Here is an 18,944-nt window from a genome sequence, read left to right on the forward strand (position 1 = left end):
GGAAAGGGGAATCAGGCGTCCTTGGACTCGTGCGGTGCGGCGGCGGCCGCTGCATCGGCACCGAGTTCGTACTCGGCGTCGTAGCTCCACAGCGCGCCGTCCGGACGGGTGGGGCCGCAGGAAATCGAGATGGCGCCCTGGTCGGCCGGGCCAACCACCTGGCGGTTGATGGCGAACAGGTTGCGCCCCAAGTCGTTGCCCGCCACCGAGGTGTTGGGTGCGACCTCGCGCGATGCCCACTCTTCGGCCGAGACCAGCACTTCCAGCGTGCCGGCTTCGCCGTCCAGGCGCACGATGTCGCCTTCGCGCACGCGCCCGATCGGACCGCCGCGCGCGGCCTCGGGCGTCATATGGATCGCCGCCGGGAACTTGCCCGACGCACCGGACAGACGACCGTCGGTGACCAGCGCCACGCGCCGGCCCTGGTTCTGCAACAGGCCCAGCAACGGCGCCATCGAATGCAGTTCCGGCATGCCGTTGGCACGCGGGCCCTGGTAGCGCAGGACCACCACGAAATCGTGTGGCAGCACGCCGGCTGCATGCAGCTTGTTGAGTACCTGCGGCGTATCGATCACCACCGCTGGCGCTTGGATCGTGCGGTGCTGCGGCTTGACTGCCGACAACTTGATCAGCGAACGGCCCAGGTTGCCGCGCAGCAGGCGCAGGCCGCCCTGCGATTCGAAAGCGGCGCTGACCGGCCGCGCCACGCTGTCGTCGGCGGTGGTCGCAGTGCCGGGCACGTAGACGGCCTTGCCGTCCTGCAGGCGCGGCTCGTTGGCGTAGGCGCGCATGCCGCCTTCGACCACGGTGGGCAGGTCGTCGTGCATCAGCCCGGCGTCCATCAGTTCGCGGAACACGAAGGCGGTGCCGCCTGCGGCCTGGAAGCGGTTCACGTCGGCTTCGCCGTTGGGGTAGATGCGGGTCAGTAGCGGCACGGTCTGCGAGATCAGATCCATGTCGTCCCAGGTCAGCACGATGCCGGCCGCACGCGCCACCGCAATCCAGTGGATGGTGTGATTGGTCGAACCGCCGGTGGCCATCAGCGCCACCACGGCATTGACGATGGCGCGCTCGTCGATCACGCGACCGAATGGACGGAAGTCCTGGCCCAGCGCGGAGATCGCCAGCGCACGCGCGGTGCCCTCACGGGTCAGCGCATCGCGCAACTGCAGTTCCGGGTTGACAAACGAGGCGCCGGGCAGCTGCACGCCCATCGCTTCGAGCAACACCTGGTTGGAGTTGGCGGTGCCGTAGAAGGTGCAGGTACCGGCCGAGTGATACGAGGACGACTCGGCTTCCAGCAGTTCGGCGCGGGTGGCTTCGCCGGCGGCGTAGCGCTCGCGCACTTCGGCCTTCTGCTTGTTCGGAATGCCCGGCGTCATCGGGCCGGCCGGCATGAACAGCGCCGGCAGATGCCCGAACGCCAACGCGCCGATCAGCAGGCCCGGCACGATCTTGTCGCACACGCCCAGGTACACCACGCTGTCGAACATGTCGTGGCTCAGGCCGATCGCCGCGGCCTGGGCGATGTTGTCGCGCGAGAACAGCGACAACTCCATGCCGGCGCGGCCCTGGGTCACGCCGTCGCACATCGCCGGCACGCCACCGGCGACCTGCGCGGTGGCGCCGAGCGTACGCGCGGTGTCGCGGATCAGCTGCGGGTAATGCTCGAACGGCTGATGTGCCGACAACATGTCGTTGTAGGCGGTGACGATGCCCAGGTTGGGTGTGGCCGCACCGCGCAGGCGCGACTTGTCGGTCGGCTCGGACGCGGCGAAACCATGCGCCAGGTTGCCGCAGCTCAGACGGCTACGGAACGGACCCTCGCGCAGGGCGGCATCGAGACCGGCAAGATACGCCGCGCGCGACGGCGCGCTGCGCTTGCGGATACGGTCGGTGACGGCTTGGATGTTCGGATGCAGGCTCATTGGCTACCGGCTATGAGAAACGGGGGGAAGAAAGTAAGCACGCTCTTTTTGATACCCGCACACGGATGTGCGGGCTCTTGCAAAGGACTCGCACAACATCGGCTATCGCGAGGGACTCGCACGTTTGAATCCCCGCACACGGATGTGTGGGCTGTTGCGAAGGACTCGCATTCAAGCGCACCAGTGAACCCGCAATTTCGGGCCAGGTTGCTGCAGCGCCACCCGGATCGGGTACTGGCTGACATCGTCACCGGCCAATGCAGCCTGCAGCACGTCGAGCTTCTGCTTGCCGCGCAACAACAGCAGGCGGGTCGGGATGGCGGCCAGCCCGACCGGTGTCAGCGTGATCCGCAGCGGCCACTGATTCGAGCCGGGGCAGCCGGTGGCATCCAGCGACGCGTACGGCTGCGGGCTGGACAGCGCCTTGCTCAGATCGGTCGAGCCCGGGAACAGCGAGGCGGTGTGTCCGTCGCCGCCCATGCCCAGCACCGCCAGACACGCGGGTTCGGCATGCGTGGCCTGTAGGTTCGCGGTGTGCACGCACTCGGGCAGCTGCTTGCCCGGACGCACCAGCGGAATGAAGGTCGCGGCGGGTGCATGGGTCAAAAAACTGTGATTCACCAGCCAGGCGTTGCTGTCCTGATCCTGCGGGGAGAGCCAACGCTCATCGACCAAGCCCACTTCCACCCGCGCCCAATCCAGCGGACGGTGGGCGAGGGATTCGTACACCGGCGCCGGCGTGGTGCCGCCGGACAGCAGCATGCGCGCCTGGCCGCGGCGCGAAATCTCCTGTTCCAGCAGGTCGGCCATCTCGCTGGCGACCGCCTCGGTCCATTCGGCCGGGTCTTCGTAGCGCACCAGTGTGATGCGCGGATTGTCCTGCAGGTTCATCGTTGCTCCCCTGGATGCTGACGCTGCGCATCCACCGCATAGGCGGCGGCGCCGAGCAGGCCGGCATGCGGATGCATGACGGCCAGCGATGGCACCCGCGACATGATCGCGGAGAAGCGTCCCTTGTGTTCGAAGCGCTGGCGGAAGCCGGAATGCTGCAGCGAATCCAGCACCTTGGGCACCAGCCCGCCGGTGAGGAACACGCCGTCCCAGGCGCCCTGCATCAACACCATGTCGCCGGCGATCGCGCCGAAGATGGCGCAGAACAGATCGATGGTGCGCGACGAGCGCGGGTCGCCCGCAGCCGCACGCGCGGTGATGTCCTTGGGCTGCAGCGGGCCCGGGTCGACCCCGGCGATCTCGCTGAGCGCGCGATGGATGTTGACCAGGCCCGGGCCGCAGATCAGGCGCTCGTTGGAAACCCGGCCGAACTGCTCGGAGAGGATCTCCAGGATGCGGATCTCCTCTGGCGTGCCGGGCGGGAAGCTGACATGGCCGCCTTCGGTTTCCAGCGGGAAGCAGCGCCCGTTGCGGATGATCAGGCCACCCACGCCCAGCCCGGTGCCCGGGCCGATCACGCCGTAGTTGCGCGGCTGGTCGATCGGCGCCGGCCGCCAGCTGGCGCCGCCGACCTGCACCACGTCCTGCGGGCGCAGCAGGCTGATCGCCATGGCCTGCGCGGCGAAGTCGTTGATCAGGTGCAGGGTGCTGAAGCCCAGCATCGCAGCGGTGCGCGAGCGCGAGATCACCCACGGATGATTGGTGATGCGCGCCTCGTCGCCGTCCACGCGGCCGGCCACGGCGAACACGCCCTGGGTGGCCTGCACGCCGATCTGGTCGAGGTAATAGCGCGCGGCTTCGCCGAGCGAGCCGAAATCGACCACCGCAAATTCGCGCGAGGTGTCATCCAGCAGCGGCACCGAGGCGTCGACGTCGGCCAGCGCGAAGCGCGCATTGGTCCCGCCGATATCGGCAACCAGCACCGGCTTGGAAGGAGCGGTCATGCGGTGTGTCCCTGTGCGTCGGTGGCCGGGGGCAGGAAGGGGCCCGCGGCATCGGGGCCCCAGCTGCCGGCCGGGTAGGGCTGCAGCGGCAACTGCGCGTCTTTCCACGCATCGCTGACGCTGTCGATCCACGACCAGGCGGCCTTGACCTCGTCGTCGCGCACGAACAGCGCCGGGTTGCCGTTGAAGGCATCCACGAACAGGCGCTCGTAGGCGATGCGGCGGTGCAGGCCGGTCGGCACCGACAGTTCAAGTTCCAGCGGCTGCAGTTCGATCGCGCCCCATTCCGGGCCGGCCAAGCTGCTCATCAGGCCGAGCTCGATGTTTTCCTGCGGCTGCAGCTGGAAGGTCAGGCGATTGGGCACGGCGTTCTGCCGGTCCGGGCGTTCGAACAGCCAATGCGTCACCGGCTTGAGCGTGACCACGATGCGGGTGGAGCGTTCGGCCAGCCGCTTGCCGGTGCACAGGTGGAACGGCACCCCGGCCCAGCGCCAGTTGTCGATATGCGCGGTCACCGCGACGAAGGTTTCCACGTCGCTGCCCTCCGGCGGGTGATAGGCCTGCGCCGGCTGGCCGTTGATGCTGCCGGCGGTGTAGCGGCCGCGCACGCTGTCGTGGGCGGCATGCTCGGCGGTCATCGGGCGCAGGGCGCGCAGCACCTTGACCTTCTCGTCGCGGATGCGGTCCGCTTCCAGCGAGGCCGGCGGCTCCATCGCCACCAGGCACAACAACTGCAGGATGTGACTCTGCACCATGTCGCGCAGCGCGCCGGAGCGCGCGTAGTAGGCATCGCGCCCGTCCACGCCTTCGCTTTCGGCCACCAGGATCTGCACCGACTCGATGTAGGTGCGGTTCCACACCGCTTCCAGCAGCGTATTGCCGAAGCGCAGCGCGATCAGGTTCTGCACTGCCGCCTTGCCCAGGTAATGGTCCAGGCGGAATACGCGGTCTTCGTCGATCAGCGCGCCGATCGACTGCAGGATCTCGCGGGCGCTGTCCGAGTCGTGGCCGATCGGCTTTTCCAGCATCAGCCGATGCGGCGCGGCCAGCGCACCGCCCAGGGCCAGGCCCTGGCAGGTGCTGATGTACAGGCCCGGCGGAATCGCCAGGTAGCTCACGCACTGGCGGCTGGCCAGCTCGCGCACGGCATTGGCCACCGACTCGGCATCGCGCAGATCCACCGAGCGATAGTCGACACGCTGCAGCAGCGTTTCGATCTGTCCGGGCGTGGCGATCGGCAGCGCGGCGGCCAGGCGCGGGCGCAGGACCTCGCGGAATGCCTCGGTGTCGTGTGGCGACAACGCCAGCGCACGGATACGGAAATCCTCCGGCAGCAGGCCATCGACGAACAATCGCAGCAGGGACGGGAAGAGATAGCGCTGGGCGAGATCGCCGGTGGCGCCGAACAGGATCAGGGTGTTATGCATGGACCGAATTTCGGATTCTGGAGACATCATGATCAGCAGCTGGTCGGAAAGGCGCCGGACAGCCGGCGGTCGGTACGTCTGTTGCTGAGCGACACTGGCGTGCGCGCAGTGGGGGATGGACGCGCACGCCCAATCCCCGATTGTTGCAGCAAGTGGCCGTCAGCGGTTAGCGCCGCGGCGGGATACCTGCACATGCGCGGCGAAATGCCGGGTCTTGCACGGTAGGCTGCACCGCTTGAAGCAGCGGCTTGGGTCGGTGGCGGCATGGTCCCTCCCGAGATCGATGTTGCCATGTGAAAACGATTACATGTCAGAATAAACCAATGCATTCGTTTGCAGGAGATTTCCTTGCAGGCGCATGTCGCGTCACCGCCGTCGGGAGGGCCGAGGGCAGGGCGCACAACTTACGTTGAGGCCGAAAATGGCGAAAGTGCAGTTGGAAGGTGTCCGCAAGGTCTACGAGAACGGTCAGGTCGCGGTGCAGGGTGCGAGCTTCGAGGTCGCCGATGGCGAGTTGATGGTGCTGGTCGGTCCGTCCGGTTGCGGCAAGTCGACCCTGTTGCGCATGATCGCCGGGCTCGAGGACATCAGCGCCGGCACGCTGAAGATCGGCGAGCGCGTGGTCAACGACGTGGCCCCGAAGGACCGCGACATCGCCATGGTGTTCCAGAGCTATGCGCTCTATCCGCACATGACCGTGGCCGAGAACCTGGCCTTCGGGCTCAAGCTGCGCGGCCACCCCAAACAGGTCATCGCCGAGCGGGTCAACAACGCCGCCGAGCTGCTGGGGCTGACCCCGATGCTCGACAAGCTGCCCAAGGCGATGTCCGGCGGCCAGCGTCAGCGTGTGGCGCTGGGAAGGGCGATGGTGCGCGAATCGTCGGTGTTCCTGCTCGATGAGCCGCTGTCCAATCTGGATGCCAAGCTGCGCCACAGCGTGCGCACCGAGATCGCGCAGCTGCATCGCAAGCTCGGCACCACGATGATCTACGTCACCCACGATCAGGTCGAGGCGATGACGCTCGGCCAGCGCATCGTGGTGCTCAAGGATGGGGTGATCCAGCAGATCGACAGCCCGATGGCGTTGTACGACCGCCCGGCCAATCTGTTCGTGGCCGGATTCCTCGGCAGCCCGGCGATGAACGTGCTGCAGGGGCGCCTGGATGAGCAGGACGGCCTGCATCTGGTGATGGCCGATGGCTGGCGCGTGCCGCTGGGTGCGGCACGGGTGGAGCGCAGCTGGTTCGGTCGCGAGGTGATCGTCGGCGTGCGCCCGGAACACCTGCAGCCGTCAGGCGATGCCGCGCTGGGCTTTGACGCGCGTGTCGAGGTGATCGAACCGGTCGGCAACGAGATCTTCCTCAACCTCGACCGCGGCGGCCAGCCGCTGGTGATCCGGGTTGCGCCGCAGGCCTTGCCGGCGGTGGGGGAACCGCTGCGCCTGGCGCTGCGCAGCGAGGCGCTGCACTTCTTCGACCCGGCCAGCGGCGAACGGCTGGCGCTGGCCTAACGCGCCAGTCCCTGCACGAACGCAAGCGGGCGGGCGGCATGCGCGCCCGCCTGCAGCACGGCGTCGGTCTCCAGGGTCAGCTCCAGCGGCAATACCGCCAGCGCAAGATCGCCCGCCACGCTGACCAGCGTGCCGACAGTGGCATCGCCCAGCAGCACGGCCTGGCCCGCGTCGACCGGCGCATCGCTGCCAACCGCATCGACCTGCAGCAATTGCAGCGCACGCTTGGCCTTGCCCAGGAAGTGTGTGCGCGCGACGATCTCCTGGCCCGGGTAGCAGCCCTTCTTGACGCTGAACGCGTGCAGGCGATCCAGCGCCAGCTGCTGTGGTGTCCATTGCTCGCGTTGCGCATCGGGCAGGCGCGCCAGCCCCAGTTGCAGGTCCGTACGGCGCCAGTCGGCATCCATGTGCCGTGATTCGATAGGCGCTGCCAATGCCTGCTCGCCCGCAAGCAGCACCAGCGTGCGCGGCAAGGCATCGCTGCCCATGTCCAATTCGATACGCTGCGTTCCGATATCGGCCTGCGCGCCTTGCGCGCGCGCAGGCGCGGCATGGCCGCCATACGCCGAAAGCGCCGCGACGCCGATCTTGAGCTTGCGCCGGAACACAAAACGGCCGAGTTGGGTTGCGATCTCGGCCGCATTGCCATCGGGCAACAGCATCAGCAGGTGGGTGTCGTCCTCACGCAGGAGTGCGAAGATGGCGATCACGCGCCCCTTTGCCGTCAACCACGCATTCCATTGCCACTGCCCGATCGCCAGCGCCTGTACGTCGTTGGCAAATTGCGCATGCGCGAACGCCACTGCATCCGCCCCGATCAAGCGGACGTATTGCATGTCGTGCAGGGAGCCGAAACCCTGCGGAATGAGATTCAGGTTGTCAGCCACGGAAGGGGAGGACTAAAATCGCAATGTTGTGAGACCACTATGATAGGCCATCCAACCCCCACCCCAGCGCAGGATTCCGAGACGCAGCCTTCTCCTCAGGAGCCTATTCCCGAGAAGCAGCCACTGCCCAAGGAGATCGGTGGACGCGAAGGCCCTGAGCCAACGCGCTACGGCGACTGGGAAAAAAATGGACGCTGCATCGATTTTTGAGCAGCTTTTAGCCACAGCGGTCTAGTGCCGCCCAGCCGAGAAAACGAGCCCAGCGAATGGCGATCCGCGAACGTCCTCTTTCCCCGCATCTCCAGGTGTATCGCTGGCAGATACAAATGGTTACCTCGATCCTGCATCGAGCGACCGGCATCATTTTGTCAGCAGGAGCGCTGGTCATCGCCGCCGCTTTGCTGGTGTTGATGATCGGCCAGGACCACTGGACCTGCCTCACCCAGCAGCTTGGTGCCTGGTATGGTCAGCTTTTCCTGTTCGGCTGGACATGGGCATTTGCCTACCATCTGTGCAACGGTATCCGCCATATCGTGCAGGACTTCGGGTACGGCTTCAGCATTCCCGCCTTCGTGCGTAGTGGCTGGGCCTCGGTGCTGGTCAGCCTGCTGATAACCGCCGCGATCTGGGCCTATGTCGTGATCGGAGCTGGCGCATGAACCGTTACCGTACTCCGCTGAAAAACGTGCGTGGTCTGGGCGCGGCCAAGACCGGTACCGAGCATTTCGTTCTGCAGCGACTGACCGCCACCGCGCTGGTGGTGTTGTCGATCTGGTTCCTGGTCTTCGTCCTGAGCCTGCTCGGTTCGGACTACCCGGCCGCGGTCGCGGCCGTGTCCAAACCCTGGAACGCGATATTGCTGGTCGGCTTCCTGGTGGCGATGTTCTGGCACGCGCAGATCGGTCTGCAAGTGGTGCTCGAGGATTACATCCACAACTCGTTGCTGGCGCTTGCGTTGCAGACCACGGTCAAATTCGTTGCCGCGCTTGGCGCGATCGTCAGCATTTTCGCAGTGGCGCGCATCGCGCTGGGCGGTGCCTGAGTCATCGGGCACCCAGAACAGGAATCCAGATTAGATGTCCGCTTATAAGATCACAGAACACAAGTACGACATGGTCGTGGTGGGCGCAGGCGGCGCTGGCTTGCGCGCCACGTTCGGCCTGGCCCAGAAGGGCTTGCAGACCGTCTGTTTGACCAAGGTCTTCCCGACCCGATCACATACCGTTGCGGCGCAGGGCGGCATTTCGGCCGCGCTCGGCAACATGGGCGAGGACGACTGGCGCTACCACTTCTACGACACCATCAAGGGCTCCGATTGGCTGGGCGACCAGGACGCGATCGAGTACATGTGCCGTGAGGCGATCCCGGCCATCATCGAGCTCGAGCACTACGGCGTGCCGTTTTCGCGCACCGAAGAGGGCAAGATCTATCAGCGCCCGTTCGGCGGCATGACCACCAAGTACGGCGAAGGACCATCCGCACAGCGCACCTGTGCGGCGGCCGACCGTACCGGTCATGCGATGCTGCACACGCTGTATCAGCAGTCCCTGGCGCACAACGCGCGCTTCATGATCGAGTACTTTGCGCTCGACCTGATCTTCGACGAGGAAGGCGTGTGCCGCGGCGTGCTGGCGCTGGACATGGCCGATGGCAGCTTGCATCTGTTCCGCGCCCATGGCGTGGTCCTGGCCACCGGCGGCTATGGCCGTGCCTACTTCAGTGCCACCTCCGCCCATACCTGTACCGGTGACGGCGGCGGCCTGGTGATGCGTGCCGGCCTTCCGGTGCAGGACATGGAGTTCGTGCAGTTCCATCCCACCGGCATCTACGGTGCCGGCTGCCTGATCACCGAAGGCGTGCGTGGCGAAGGCGGCATCCTGCGCAACAGCAACGGCGAGCGCTTCATGGAGCGCTATGCACCGCATTACAAGGATCTGGCATCGCGCGACGTGGTGTCGCGTTCGATGACCGTGGAGATCCGCGAAGGCCGCGGCGTAGGCGAGCACAAGGATCACATCCTGCTCGACCTGACCCATCTCGGCCCGGAAGTCATCAACGAAAAGCTGCCCGGCATCGCCGAGAGCGCGCACATCTTTGCCGGTGTGGACGTGACCAAGCAGCCGATTCCGGTGTTGCCGACCGTGCACTACAACATGGGCGGCATTCCGACCAACTTCTACGGCGAAGTCGTGCGCAAGCAGGGCGATAACCCGGATGCGGTCGTGCCCGGCCTGTATGCGATCGGCGAAGCCGCCTGCGTATCGGTACACGGTGCCAACCGCCTGGGTTCCAACTCGCTGCTGGATCTGGTGGTGTTCGGCCGTGCGGTGGCAAACCGCTGCGCCGAGACGGTCAAGCCCAACCAGCCGCACAAGACACTGCCGTCCGATGCCTGCGACAAGGCGTTGGGCCTGCTGGACAAGCTGCGTTACGCCAACGGCTCCACACCGACCTCGGTGATTCGCGACAACATGCAGCGCACCATGCAGTCGGACGCGGCCGTGTTCCGCACCAGCAAGACGCTGAAGGAAGGCGTCGACAAGATGGCTGAAATCTTTGCCACTTTCGAAGACGTCAAGGTGTCGGACCGCTCGCTGGTGTGGAATTCGGATCTGATCGAGACCTACGAGTTGAACAACCTGCTGCTCAATGCAGTGGCGACGATCAACTCGGCCGAGCAGCGCCACGAAAGCCGCGGCGCGCATTCGCACGAAGACTTCCCGGACCGCGACGACGTCAACTGGCAGAAGCACACGCTGGTCACCGTCGACGACAAGGGCAAGTGCGCGTTCGAATATCGTCCGGTGCACATGTACACGTTGAGCAAGGACGTGGACGTGGTCCCGCCGAAGCCGCGCGTTTACTGATCGATGCGCATGGATCGAACCGCTTCCGCGTTGTGTCTGCCGGCCGGCCTGTCCGGGTACGGCAGCCATGCACCGCGCCAGCCGGATCGCTTCATGACGCAGGGGCAACGCCGGCATGCCGCCGGCCGTTGCGCCACCGCCTCGGCGGTGGCATCCGTCATCTTTACCTTCATGCGCTTGGTGCGGTTGTCGTCCGCACCGCGCATCGCCTGAGCCAACGAGAGCAGCTATGGCAGAGTTCACCCTCCCCAAGAATTCAAAGATCGGCAAGGGCAAGCATTACCCTGCACAGGGCGCCAAGAACAAGCGCACCTTCAAGGTCTACCGCTGGGATCCGGATGGCGAAGCCAACCCGCGTACCGACAGTTATGAGATCGATCTCGACAAGTGCGGCCCGATGGTGTTGGACGCGCTGATCAAGATCAAGAACGAAATCGACCCGACGCTGGCATTCCGTCGCTCCTGCCGCGAGGGCATCTGCGGTTCGTGCGCGATGAACATCGACGGCACCAACACGCTGGCCTGCACCAAGGCGATCGCCGCCTGCGGCAAGGCCGAGGTGCCGATCTACCCGCTGCCGCACATGAGCGTGATCAAGGACCTGGTGCCGGATCTGACGCATTTCTACGCGCAGTACGCGTCGATCAAGCCGTGGATCCGCACCCAGACCCCGCCGCCGCCGGATCGCGAGCGGCTGCAGTCGCCGGAAGACCGCCGCAAGCTCGATGGGCTGTACGAGTGCATCCTGTGCGCGTGCTGCTCGACCAGTTGCCCGAGCTACTGGTGGAATGGCGAGCGCTATCTGGGCCCGGCGATCCTGCTGCAGGCGTATCGCTGGATCATCGATTCGCGTGACGAAGACACCGGTGCGCGCCTGGACGACCTGGAAGATCCGTTCAAGCTGTATCGCTGCCACACCATCATGAACTGCGCGCGGACCTGCCCCAAGGGTCTGAACCCGGCGCTGGCGATCGCCGAGATCAAGAAATTGATGATGGCGCGTCGCGCCTGATCGCAAGGCAACACGGACCCGCCTCGGCGGGGAGATGGTTCACAGCGGCACCGGCCCTTGGTCTGGTGCCGCTGTCGTTTTCGGCGCCGGCAAGGCGAGGTGGAGAGGGAGATGGACGAACAAACCCTGTTGAAGAAACTGCGCTGGCGCTGCCGGCGCGGCATGCGCGAGCTCGATCAATTGTTCGGGCGCTATCTGGATCGGCGCTGGGCGCAGGCTTCCGACTCCGAGCGCGCGGTTTTCCTACAGCTGCTGGATTGCGAAGACGATAAGTTGTGGCGCTGGTTCATGGGATACGAAGCCTGCCCCGATGCCGCCAACGCCGCACTCATCGCCGATATTCGCGCCATGCCGGCTTGAATGGCGGCCCTCGCGCGGGCTTGTTTGCGCGCTGGGCGTGCTGAACGCGCTCGCCTTGTGGGCGCTCTGGCGCAGCGGGGTGCCGCTGGGGGCGGCAGTGTCGTTGTCCGTCTATGCAGTGTTGACCGGCGGGCGATCGCTGCGGGTGCTGTTGCGTTCGCCAGCACGGGAAGTGGTTGTGCCCTGGAGTGAAACGCCCGCCAGCGTGGACGGCGAGCAGGTTCAAGGCCTGCAGGTGGCGTGGCGCGGGCCGATTGCGGTGGTGTCGTGGACCGGCCTGGATGCACGTCGCCAACGCCTGCATTTCTGGCCGGATACCTTACCCGCAGCGCGGCGACGTGAACTGCGTCTGGCCGCTCAGGCACACGCCATTTCGTCCCGGCGGCCGCAAGTGGCACCATAGCGTCCCTTTTCTGGTTGAACCGCATGTTCAAACCTATCCCGGTTGCCATCGGCTTGCGCTACCTGCGTGCCAAGCGGCGCAATGGCTTTATCTCGTTCATCTCGATGGCATCGATCCTGGGCATCGCCCTGGGCGTGACCGTGCTGATCACCACGCTGGCGGTGATGAGCGGTTTCCAGAAGGAAATCCGCGACCGCCTGCTGCAGATGGCCGCGCATGCCACGGTCAGCGCGGACGGCGCGCCGATGCACGACTGGCAACACGCGGTCGAGGTCGCCATGGCCGATCCACGCATCGCCGGTGCCGCGCCCTACATCGAAACCGAATCGCTGCTGCAGGGCCCGCGCAAGCAGCCGGCGATCGTGCGCGGCATCGTTCCTGCCGAAGAAGGCAAGGTGTCGGTGCTGGCCAAGAAGATGCAGCAGGGGTCGGTCGACAGCCTGACCCCGGGCTCCTACAACATCGTCATCGGCAAGGAGCTGGCGATCTGGCTCGGCGTCGACATGGGCGACAGCATCGTGGTGCTGCTCAGCGACACCCAGGCCACGCCGCTGGGCGCGATGCCGCGGCTCAAACGCTTCACCGTCAGCGGAATCTTCGAGGCGGGCTACAACGAGATCGACCGCGGCCTGGCCGTGGTCAACATGCAGGACCTGGCACGCGTGCTGCGCATGGACGGCGTCACCGGCGTGCGGCTGCGCCTGCACGACATGGATCAGGCCTGGCCGGTCGCGCGCGATCTGGCGATGAAGTTGCACGGCCCGTACCGGGTCAGCGACTGGACCCAGGAGAACGCCAATCTCTACCACTCGTTGAAGATGGAAAAGACCGTGATGGGCATCCTGCTGTCGCTGATCGTGGCGATGGGCGCGTTCAACCTGGTGTCCTCGCAGGTGATGCTGGTCACGGACAAGCAGGCCGATATCGCCATCCTGCGCACGCTGGGACTGTCGCCCGCGGGGGTGATGCAGGTGTTCATGGTGCAGGGCTCGTTGATCGGTTTCATGGGCACGATCATGGGCGTGATCGGCGGCATCGTGCTGACGCTCAATCTGGAACGCATCCTCGGCGTGATCGAGACGATCTTCAGCGTCAAGCTGTTGCCCGAGGACGTGTATTACATCACCGGCTTACCGACTGACATGCAGACCCAGGACGTGGTGGTGATCACCGTTGTCGCGTTGGCGATGAGTTTCCTGGCGACCTTGTATCCGGCATGGCGCGCGTCGCGTACCCAGCCGGCGGAGGCGCTGCGTTATGAATGAGATCAGGGAACCGGCCGTGCAAATGCCACACCAAGCAGAGGCGGTGATCCGCGCCGAGGGTCTGGCCAAGACCTACGCCGAAGGCAAGATGCGCACGCCGGTGTTCGACGGCCTGGATCTGACCGTGGCGACCGGCGAAACCGTCGCCATTGTCGGTGCCTCCGGTGCGGGCAAGAGCACGCTGCTGCATCTGCTCGGCGGGTTGGACATTCCAACCTCCGGGGAGGTGTATGTGGCCGGTCGGCGCATGTCGGCGTTGTCCGATGGCGAGCGCGGCAAGCTGCGCAATCAGGCCCTGGGTTTCGTCTACCAGTTCCATCATCTGCTGCCGGAATTCACCGCGCTGGAAAACGTGATGATGCCGGTGCTGTTGTCCGGGAAAGAAGTGTCGGTGGCGCGGGCGCAGGCCTTGCAGTTGCTGGAATCGGTCGGGCTCGGACATCGCATCGAGCACAAGCCCAGCGAATTGTCAGGCGGCGAGCGCCAGCGTGCGGCGGTGGCGCGTGCGCTGGTGAACAAGCCGGGCTGCGTGCTGGGCGATGAGCCCACCGGGAACCTGGACGACAAGACCGCCGAGACCGTGTTCGAGCTGATGCTGGAACTCAATCGTGCACAGCGCACCAGCCTGGTCCTGGTGACGCACGATCGCAGCCTGGCGCGGCGCCTGGACCGCGTGCTCGAGCTGCATCAGGGCAAGCTGCGCGAATTGGCACCATCTGCGGTGTGAGAAGCACTGCCTGGCCGTCGGAATTCCTGGCGGCTGGGCGGTGTTGAACCGCGGATCTCAGGTCGAAGATCCTGACGCTGGTTGCGGGTGCATCCGCGTGATGCGTCGACCGACAGTGGCCATACCATGCGCGCTCAGCACGTAGTGCCCGCGCGCAGAATCGCGTTGATGTTCGCGGTGACAGGGCTCGCCTGACAGGAAGAACGGTCGCCGCCACGTGTGTGGCGACGACCTAGCGCATCAGGGAATGATGCGCTGCGCGCGCAGACGCGTGAACAATTCCAGGAACGATGCGCGACTATCGTAGAAATCCGCAAAGCCCAGTTCGCGGCTCTTGGTCATATCGTTGACGCACTCGATCTCGCGGCCCAGGTCGGCATCGGTGTGCCACCAGGATGCCAATCGATTGACGTCGGCTTCCACCAGGCCATGCTGGCTGGCGATCTCGCTCCATCGTGCCGGCGCGGTCTCGTTCAGGCATGCCTCCAGCGGCTGCGGCGTCTCGGGGCAGGGCGCAGCGTCGAGCCCGAAGAAGTCGGCAATCTGGCCCCACATCCAGCGCCAGCGGAACACATCGCCGTTGACGGTGTTGAAGGCCTGGTTGCGTGCGGCCGGGCTCAGGCCGGCCCAGGCCAGCTGCTTGCCGAGCAGGCCGGCATCGGTCAGGTCGGTGAGGCTGTTCCACTGCGCCTGCGAGCCGGGAAACACGAACGGCTGGCCGGTGTGCTTGCACAGCGATGCATACACCGCCAGCGTCACGCCCATGTTCATCGCATTGCTGCCATTGGCCATGCCGATCATGGTGTGCGAGCGATGCACGCTCCAGCCGAAGCCGTGCTGCTCGGCGTGCGCGAACAACAGGTCTTCCAGCGTGTAGTAGAAGTTCTCGCCAGGCTGGCGCGGCTCGCTTTCGCGAAACGGCGTTTCCGCCTTGCCGCTACCGTAGTTCTCGAACGCGCCCAGGTAGTGCTTGGTGCCGGTAACCAGTGCCATATGCTGCAGCGGCGCATCGCTCAGCGCTTCGCACAGATGCCGCATCATCGCGCCGTTGGCTTCGACGTTCTCGCGCTCGGTGTCGCGCCGTGTCCAGGTGCAGAAGAACACGTGGGTGATCGGCAGGCCACGCAGCGCGGTACTGGTGCTTTCGGCATCCAGCAGATCGGCCGCAAGCGGGAGCACGCCGTCCTGGGGCAGCGGGCGCCGCGCCAGGCCGTAGACGGTCCAGCCATCGGCCACCAGGACATTGGCGAGGTTGTAACCGGAAATGCCGGTCACGCCGACAATCAGTGCAGTGCCTTTACGCATGGCGGAAACCCTTCGACAACAGTAACGAACGTAGCTCAACAGGCATGAAATCGAGGCGAATGCATGCGGATGCGGTCGGTGCGCGGTCTGCACACGTCGTCATGCCCAGCGTACTGCACCTCTAGCAGCACCTTTCACCGGCTGGATGCACCACGGCAGGCGCAGCCTTATTCCTACCGGGAAATGCGCCGCTCGCTGCTGTGCCCAATGCCGGCGCTGGTCTAACTTGCGTCGGTGGATGGACCACGGCCAGGATGGCGACCGACAGCATGGATGCGTCAGCACAGGCACCGCCGACGCCGCAGTGCGTATCGACGATGACCGTGGCAGCGGCATTGTTGCTGGGCATCGTGGTGTGCGCGTGGTCGCCTGCGCTGCTGTCGCGTGCGGTCTATGCGGCATGCCTTGGTGCAGCGGCGTTGGGCATCGGCCTCGGCACATGGCTGCGTCCGCGGCGGATCATGCTGGTGTGGGCACTGGCCAGCGCTGTCTTCGGTTTCGGTCTGATGGGCTGGCAGGTCGCCGGCGTCCTGCAGGCACAACTGCGCCCGCAGGATGAAGCGCGAGAACTGACGGTGCGCGGCCAGATTGTCGAACTGCCGGTCGCCGAGCCACGACGCACGCGCTTTCAACTGCGCGTGGACGACGATCCCGCACAGCCTGCCGCAGTGCGCGGCAAGCTGCTGCAGCTGGCCTGGTATGACGACTTCGGTGCCGAGCGCATCGGGCCGCGTGCCGCGCTACGCGCGGGCGCCACCTGGCAGCTGCGGCTCAAGCTGCGCGCGCCGCGCGGCTTGCGCAATCCCGGCGGCTTCGATGCCGAGCGGCAGGCACTGGCGCAGCGCATTGCCGGCACCGGCTATGTGCGGGTGCCGGCCGCGGCGCGTCAGACCGCTGCGGCGCGCGGCGTGGATGCCTGGCGCGAAGGGATGTCGCAGCGCATGGCCGAGCGCGTGCCCGGGCCATCGGCGCCTTACCTGCGCGCGCTCGCGTTGGGCGACACGCGCGGGCTGGACGACGCAGCCTGGGCCACCCTGCGCGCGACCGGGCTCAGTCATCTGATTGCGATCTCGGGATTTCATGTGGGGCTGGTCGCTGCATTCGTCGCCGTGCTGGTCGCCGGACTCTGGCGATCCTGGCCCGCGCTTGGAACGCGGATCCCGCGTATCCACGCGGCGGCAGTCGCCGCCCTGCTCGGTGCGGCAGGGTATGCGGTGCTGGCGGGCTTGGCGCTGCCCACCGTGCGCACCGTGCTGATGATTGCCGTGGTCGCATTGGCGCGGGTACTACGGCGCCGTGCAAGCACCGCGCAGATCCTCGCGCTGGCCTTGTTGGCAGTGCTGCTATGGGATCCGTTGAGCGTGCTGGTGGCGGGCTTCTGGCTCAGCTTTGCCGGGGTGGCCTGGCTGGTGTGGTGTCTGCCTTCGGACGATCGCGCGATCGTGCGGGGCTTCCTGTCCGCCCAGACTGTCGCCACCGTTGGCCTGCTACCGTTGACCGTCAGCCTGTTCGGGCAGGCATCGTTGGTTGGGCCATTGGCCAATCTGGTCGCCATTCCCTGGTGGACGTTCGTGGTGGTGCCGCTCGCCTTGCTGGGTACCGGGCTGGAAGCAGTGCAGCCGGGAGCAGGCGTGTGGGCATGGCGATTGGCGGGATGGTGCTTCGAGCTGATCTGGCCGGGTCTGGTCTGGCTCGGGCAGACATCGGTGGCGCTGTGGTGGGTGCCCGAGTCCGATGCGATCGCGTTGATCGCGGCCTTGCTCGGCGCGTTCTGGTTGTTGCTGCCGCGCGGTACGCCCGGCAAATCCCTGGCGTTGCTGTTGTGGTTGCCGCTGCTGTGGCCGGACCGCGAACTGCCCGCGGCCGGAGAGGCCGACGTGCAGGTGCTGGATGTGGGGCAGGGCCTGGCGGTGCTGGTGCGCACGCAACGGCATACGCTGCTGTTCGATACCGGCCCGGCGGTGCGCGATGGCTTCGATGCCGGCGAGCGGGTGGTGCTGCCGGCCTTGCGCGCGCTCGGGGTGCGCCGCCTGGATGCCATCGTGCTCAGTCATGCCGACGCCGATCATGCCGGCGGCTATGCAGCGGTGCGTGCCGGGTTGCCCGTTGCGATGACGGCGGCGGCGCCGCAGGCGCCGCTGGACGTCAGCACCCGCTGCCGTGGCGGCCAACAGTGGGCATGGGACGGGGTGCACTTTCGCTTCCTGCATCCCAGCGCTGGCTTTCCGTATCTGCGCAATCAATCCAGTTGCGTGCTGCGGATCCAGACGCGATATGGAAGCGCATTGTTGCCGGGCGATATCGATGAGCTCGTCGAGCGCCGCCTGCTGCGGCAACATGCCCCGGAGTTGCGCGCCGATCTGGTGGTAGTCCCGCACCATGGCAGCGCCGACGGCTCGCATGCCGGCTTCATCGTCGCTACCGGCGCGCGGCTGGCGCTGGTGTCCTCCGGCCACGGCAACCGCTTCGGCCACCCGCGTGCCGAGGTGGTGCAGCGCTGGCAGGGCAGTGGCGTCGAGGTGCTGAACACGGCCCAGGCCGGGGCGATCCGGGTCTGGCTGGGCGCCGACGGCCTGCAGGTACGCGAGCGGCGACGCTGGCAGCCACGGCTATGGGATGCTGCAGAACGGCGGCGGTCGGCTGCTATCCTATCGACCAGCGAATAGGCGGCCGCGTTGCCGGAGGAATCGAATCGTGTTGGAGCTGGTCAAGGCAGGCGGTTGGCCGATGGTGCCGTTGCTGTTGCTGGGCGTGATCGCCCTGGCGATCGTGCTGGAGCGTCTGTGGAGCCTGCGCCGCAACGAAGTGACCCCGCCAGGTCTGGGCGAAGAGGTCCGTAACTGGGCCGCGCGCGGCAAACTGGATCCCAGCCATATCGAGTCGCTGCGGCACAATTCGCCGCTGGGCGCCTTGCTGGCCGCTGCGCTGGACGTACGTGGTCGTCCGCGTGAGTTGATTCGCGAGCGCATCGAGGACACCGGCCGGCATGTGGTGCACCGCATGGAGCGCTATCTGAATGCCCTGGGCACCATCGCCTCGGCCGGGCCGCTGCTGGGACTGCTGGGCACGGTGGTCGGCATGATCCAGATGTTCCTGGGCATCCTCGATCACGGCGTGGGCGATGTGAACCAGCTGGCGGGCGGCATCGGCAAGGCGCTGGTGTGCACGGCCACCGGCATGATCATCGCGGTGCCGGCATTGATGGCGCACCGCTTGTTCAAGGGCCGCATCGCCGGCTACATCATCGAGATGGAGCAGGAAGCCACCTTGTTGCTGGACACGATGGACGGCCGCATTGTGCCGGCCGCCGCGACGCCGGTCGCGGCAGCTGGCAAACCTGTCATGGCAAAGGGCTGAC

Annotated in this window: 18 protein-coding genes and 1 pseudogene; 13 read left to right on the forward strand and 6 right to left on the reverse strand. The window is 66.2% G+C overall.

Translation table 11 applies throughout. The features are described 5' to 3' along the window. Window positions 1-11: 11 nt before the first annotated feature. From edd to zwf, 4 genes are all read right to left on the reverse strand, one after another. A complete protein-coding gene (edd, locus tag FHT08_RS07545; RefSeq protein ID WP_166774714.1) occupies window positions 12-1,928 on the reverse strand; it encodes a phosphogluconate dehydratase in 1,917 nt (638 codons plus the stop codon). A gap of 171 nt (window positions 1,929-2,099) precedes the next feature. Then, window positions 2,100-2,819: a 6-phosphogluconolactonase gene (pgl, locus tag FHT08_RS07550; protein WP_104537308.1), complete on the reverse strand. Its 720-nt coding sequence runs from the start codon at window positions 2,817-2,819 to the stop codon at window positions 2,100-2,102. Then, entirely contained in the window at window positions 2,816-3,823 is a 1,008-nt protein-coding gene (glk, locus tag FHT08_RS07555; RefSeq protein ID WP_016902597.1) for a glucokinase, read from the reverse strand. Before glk ends, pgl begins: the two co-directional genes overlap by 4 nt. After that, window positions 3,820-5,250 carry a glucose-6-phosphate dehydrogenase gene (gene zwf, locus FHT08_RS07560; protein ID WP_166774715.1) on the reverse strand — a complete coding sequence of 477 codons (1,431 nt, stop codon included), beginning with the start codon at window positions 5,248-5,250 and terminating at the stop codon, window positions 3,820-3,822. The genes glk and zwf overlap by 4 nt, the downstream gene beginning before the upstream one ends. A 421-nt stretch (window positions 5,251-5,671) precedes the next feature. Between zwf and ugpC the strand changes: the two genes are divergently transcribed. Continuing rightward, window positions 5,672-6,760, forward strand: a complete 1,089-nt coding sequence (gene ugpC / locus FHT08_RS07565; RefSeq protein WP_104537310.1) for a sn-glycerol-3-phosphate ABC transporter ATP-binding protein UgpC — start codon at window positions 5,672-5,674, stop codon at window positions 6,758-6,760. Here the strand turns inward: ugpC and FHT08_RS07570 are convergent. Continuing rightward, entirely contained in the window at window positions 6,757-7,647 is an 891-nt protein-coding gene (locus FHT08_RS07570; RefSeq protein ID WP_166774716.1) for a folate-binding protein YgfZ, read from the reverse strand. The two genes, ugpC and FHT08_RS07570, sit on opposite strands and share 4 nt — an antisense overlap. A gap of 39 nt (window positions 7,648-7,686) precedes the next feature. Between FHT08_RS07570 and FHT08_RS19980 the strand changes: the two genes are divergently transcribed. From FHT08_RS19980 to lolD, 10 genes are all read left to right on the forward strand, one after another. Continuing rightward, a complete protein-coding gene (locus tag FHT08_RS19980; protein ID WP_166774717.1) occupies window positions 7,687-7,857 on the forward strand; it encodes a DUF1674 domain-containing protein in 171 nt (56 codons plus the stop codon). Window positions 7,858-7,913: 56 nt separating this feature from the next. Next, entirely contained in the window at window positions 7,914-8,306 is a 393-nt protein-coding gene (gene sdhC / locus FHT08_RS07580; protein ID WP_104537312.1) for a succinate dehydrogenase, cytochrome b556 subunit, read from the forward strand. Continuing rightward, the gene (gene sdhD, locus FHT08_RS07585; protein ID WP_104604661.1) at window positions 8,303-8,689 is read left to right on the forward strand and encodes a succinate dehydrogenase, hydrophobic membrane anchor protein; all 387 of its coding nucleotides are present in this window, start codon (window positions 8,303-8,305) and stop codon (window positions 8,687-8,689) included. The genes sdhC and sdhD overlap by 4 nt, the downstream gene beginning before the upstream one ends. A 34-nt stretch (window positions 8,690-8,723) precedes the next feature. Then, entirely contained in the window at window positions 8,724-10,514 is a 1,791-nt protein-coding gene (gene sdhA / locus FHT08_RS07590; protein WP_104537314.1) for a succinate dehydrogenase flavoprotein subunit, read from the forward strand. 3 nt (window positions 10,515-10,517) lie between these two features. Further along, window positions 10,518-10,727 carry a hypothetical protein gene (locus FHT08_RS07595; protein WP_166774718.1) on the forward strand — a complete coding sequence of 70 codons (210 nt, stop codon included), beginning with the start codon at window positions 10,518-10,520 and terminating at the stop codon, window positions 10,725-10,727. A gap of 16 nt (window positions 10,728-10,743) precedes the next feature. Beyond that, complete coding sequence (locus tag FHT08_RS07600) at window positions 10,744-11,526, forward strand: succinate dehydrogenase iron-sulfur subunit (RefSeq protein WP_039521725.1); 783 nt, start codon at window positions 10,744-10,746, stop codon at window positions 11,524-11,526. Window positions 11,527-11,637: 111 nt separating this feature from the next. Next, a complete protein-coding gene (locus tag FHT08_RS07605; protein WP_104537316.1) occupies window positions 11,638-11,886 on the forward strand; it encodes a succinate dehydrogenase assembly factor 2 in 249 nt (82 codons plus the stop codon). Then, window positions 11,837-12,289, forward strand: a complete 453-nt coding sequence (locus FHT08_RS07610; RefSeq protein ID WP_166774719.1) for a hypothetical protein — start codon at window positions 11,837-11,839, stop codon at window positions 12,287-12,289. The genes FHT08_RS07605 and FHT08_RS07610 overlap by 50 nt, the downstream gene beginning before the upstream one ends. Window positions 12,290-12,312: 23 nt before the next feature. Beyond that, window positions 12,313-13,554, forward strand: a complete 1,242-nt coding sequence (locus tag FHT08_RS07615) for a lipoprotein-releasing ABC transporter permease subunit (protein WP_166774720.1) — start codon at window positions 12,313-12,315, stop codon at window positions 13,552-13,554. Then, on the forward strand, window positions 13,547-14,281 hold the full coding sequence (gene lolD, locus FHT08_RS07620; protein WP_166774721.1) for a lipoprotein-releasing ABC transporter ATP-binding protein LolD: 735 nt from the start codon (window positions 13,547-13,549) through the stop codon (window positions 14,279-14,281). The genes FHT08_RS07615 and lolD overlap by 8 nt, the downstream gene beginning before the upstream one ends. A 240-nt stretch (window positions 14,282-14,521) precedes the next feature. Here lolD and FHT08_RS07625 read toward each other — a convergent pair whose 3' ends face one another. Beyond that, window positions 14,522-15,586: an SDR family oxidoreductase gene (locus FHT08_RS07625; protein WP_166774722.1), complete on the reverse strand. Its 1,065-nt coding sequence runs from the start codon at window positions 15,584-15,586 to the stop codon at window positions 14,522-14,524. 254 nt (window positions 15,587-15,840) lie between these two features. Here FHT08_RS07625 and FHT08_RS07630 point away from each other — a divergent pair. After that, window positions 15,841-18,387: pseudogene (locus FHT08_RS07630) on the forward strand (DNA internalization-related competence protein ComEC/Rec2); the annotation flags it as partial. Next, window positions 18,281-18,943, forward strand: a complete 663-nt coding sequence (locus FHT08_RS07635; RefSeq protein ID WP_104537321.1) for a MotA/TolQ/ExbB proton channel family protein — start codon at window positions 18,281-18,283, stop codon at window positions 18,941-18,943. The pseudogene FHT08_RS07630 and the gene FHT08_RS07635, both read left to right, overlap by 107 nt. The last annotated feature ends 1 nt before the right edge of the window (window position 18,944 follow it).

Source organism: Xanthomonas sp. CFBP 8151 (assembly GCF_011761885.1).
Classification (GTDB): domain Bacteria; phylum Pseudomonadota; class Gammaproteobacteria; order Xanthomonadales; family Xanthomonadaceae; genus Xanthomonas; species Xanthomonas arboricola_B.

Bases quoted from the DNA above. Each gene is read 5' to 3' on its own strand.
- sdhD (WP_104604661.1), top strand. From the start codon at position 8,303: ATGAACCGTTACCGTACTCCGCTGAAAAACGTGCGTGGTCTGGGCGCG.
- FHT08_RS19980 (WP_166774717.1), top strand. From the start codon at position 7,687: ATGATAGGCCATCCAACCCCCACCCCAGCGCAGGATTCCGAGACGCAG.
- sdhC (WP_104537312.1), top strand. From the start codon at position 7,914: ATGGCGATCCGCGAACGTCCTCTTTCCCCGCATCTCCAGGTGTATCGC.
- FHT08_RS07615 (WP_166774720.1), top strand. From the start codon at position 12,313: ATGTTCAAACCTATCCCGGTTGCCATCGGCTTGCGCTACCTGCGTGCC.
- FHT08_RS07605 (WP_104537316.1), top strand. From the start codon at position 11,638: ATGGACGAACAAACCCTGTTGAAGAAACTGCGCTGGCGCTGCCGGCGC.
- ugpC (WP_104537310.1), top strand. From the start codon at position 5,672: ATGGCGAAAGTGCAGTTGGAAGGTGTCCGCAAGGTCTACGAGAACGGT.
- zwf (WP_166774715.1), bottom strand. From the start codon at position 5,250: ATGCATAACACCCTGATCCTGTTCGGCGCCACCGGCGATCTCGCCCAG.
- lolD (WP_166774721.1), top strand. From the start codon at position 13,547: ATGAATGAGATCAGGGAACCGGCCGTGCAAATGCCACACCAAGCAGAG.
- pgl (WP_104537308.1), bottom strand. From the start codon at position 2,819: ATGAACCTGCAGGACAATCCGCGCATCACACTGGTGCGCTACGAAGAC.
- edd (WP_166774714.1), bottom strand. From the start codon at position 1,928: ATGAGCCTGCATCCGAACATCCAAGCCGTCACCGACCGTATCCGCAAG.
- FHT08_RS07625 (WP_166774722.1), bottom strand. From the start codon at position 15,586: ATGCGTAAAGGCACTGCACTGATTGTCGGCGTGACCGGCATTTCCGGT.
- FHT08_RS07600 (WP_039521725.1), top strand. From the start codon at position 10,744: ATGGCAGAGTTCACCCTCCCCAAGAATTCAAAGATCGGCAAGGGCAAG.
- glk (WP_016902597.1), bottom strand. From the start codon at position 3,823: ATGACCGCTCCTTCCAAGCCGGTGCTGGTTGCCGATATCGGCGGGACC.
- FHT08_RS07610 (WP_166774719.1), top strand. From the start codon at position 11,837: ATGCCGCCAACGCCGCACTCATCGCCGATATTCGCGCCATGCCGGCTT.
- sdhA (WP_104537314.1), top strand. From the start codon at position 8,724: ATGTCCGCTTATAAGATCACAGAACACAAGTACGACATGGTCGTGGTG.
- FHT08_RS07595 (WP_166774718.1), top strand. From the start codon at position 10,518: ATGCGCATGGATCGAACCGCTTCCGCGTTGTGTCTGCCGGCCGGCCTG.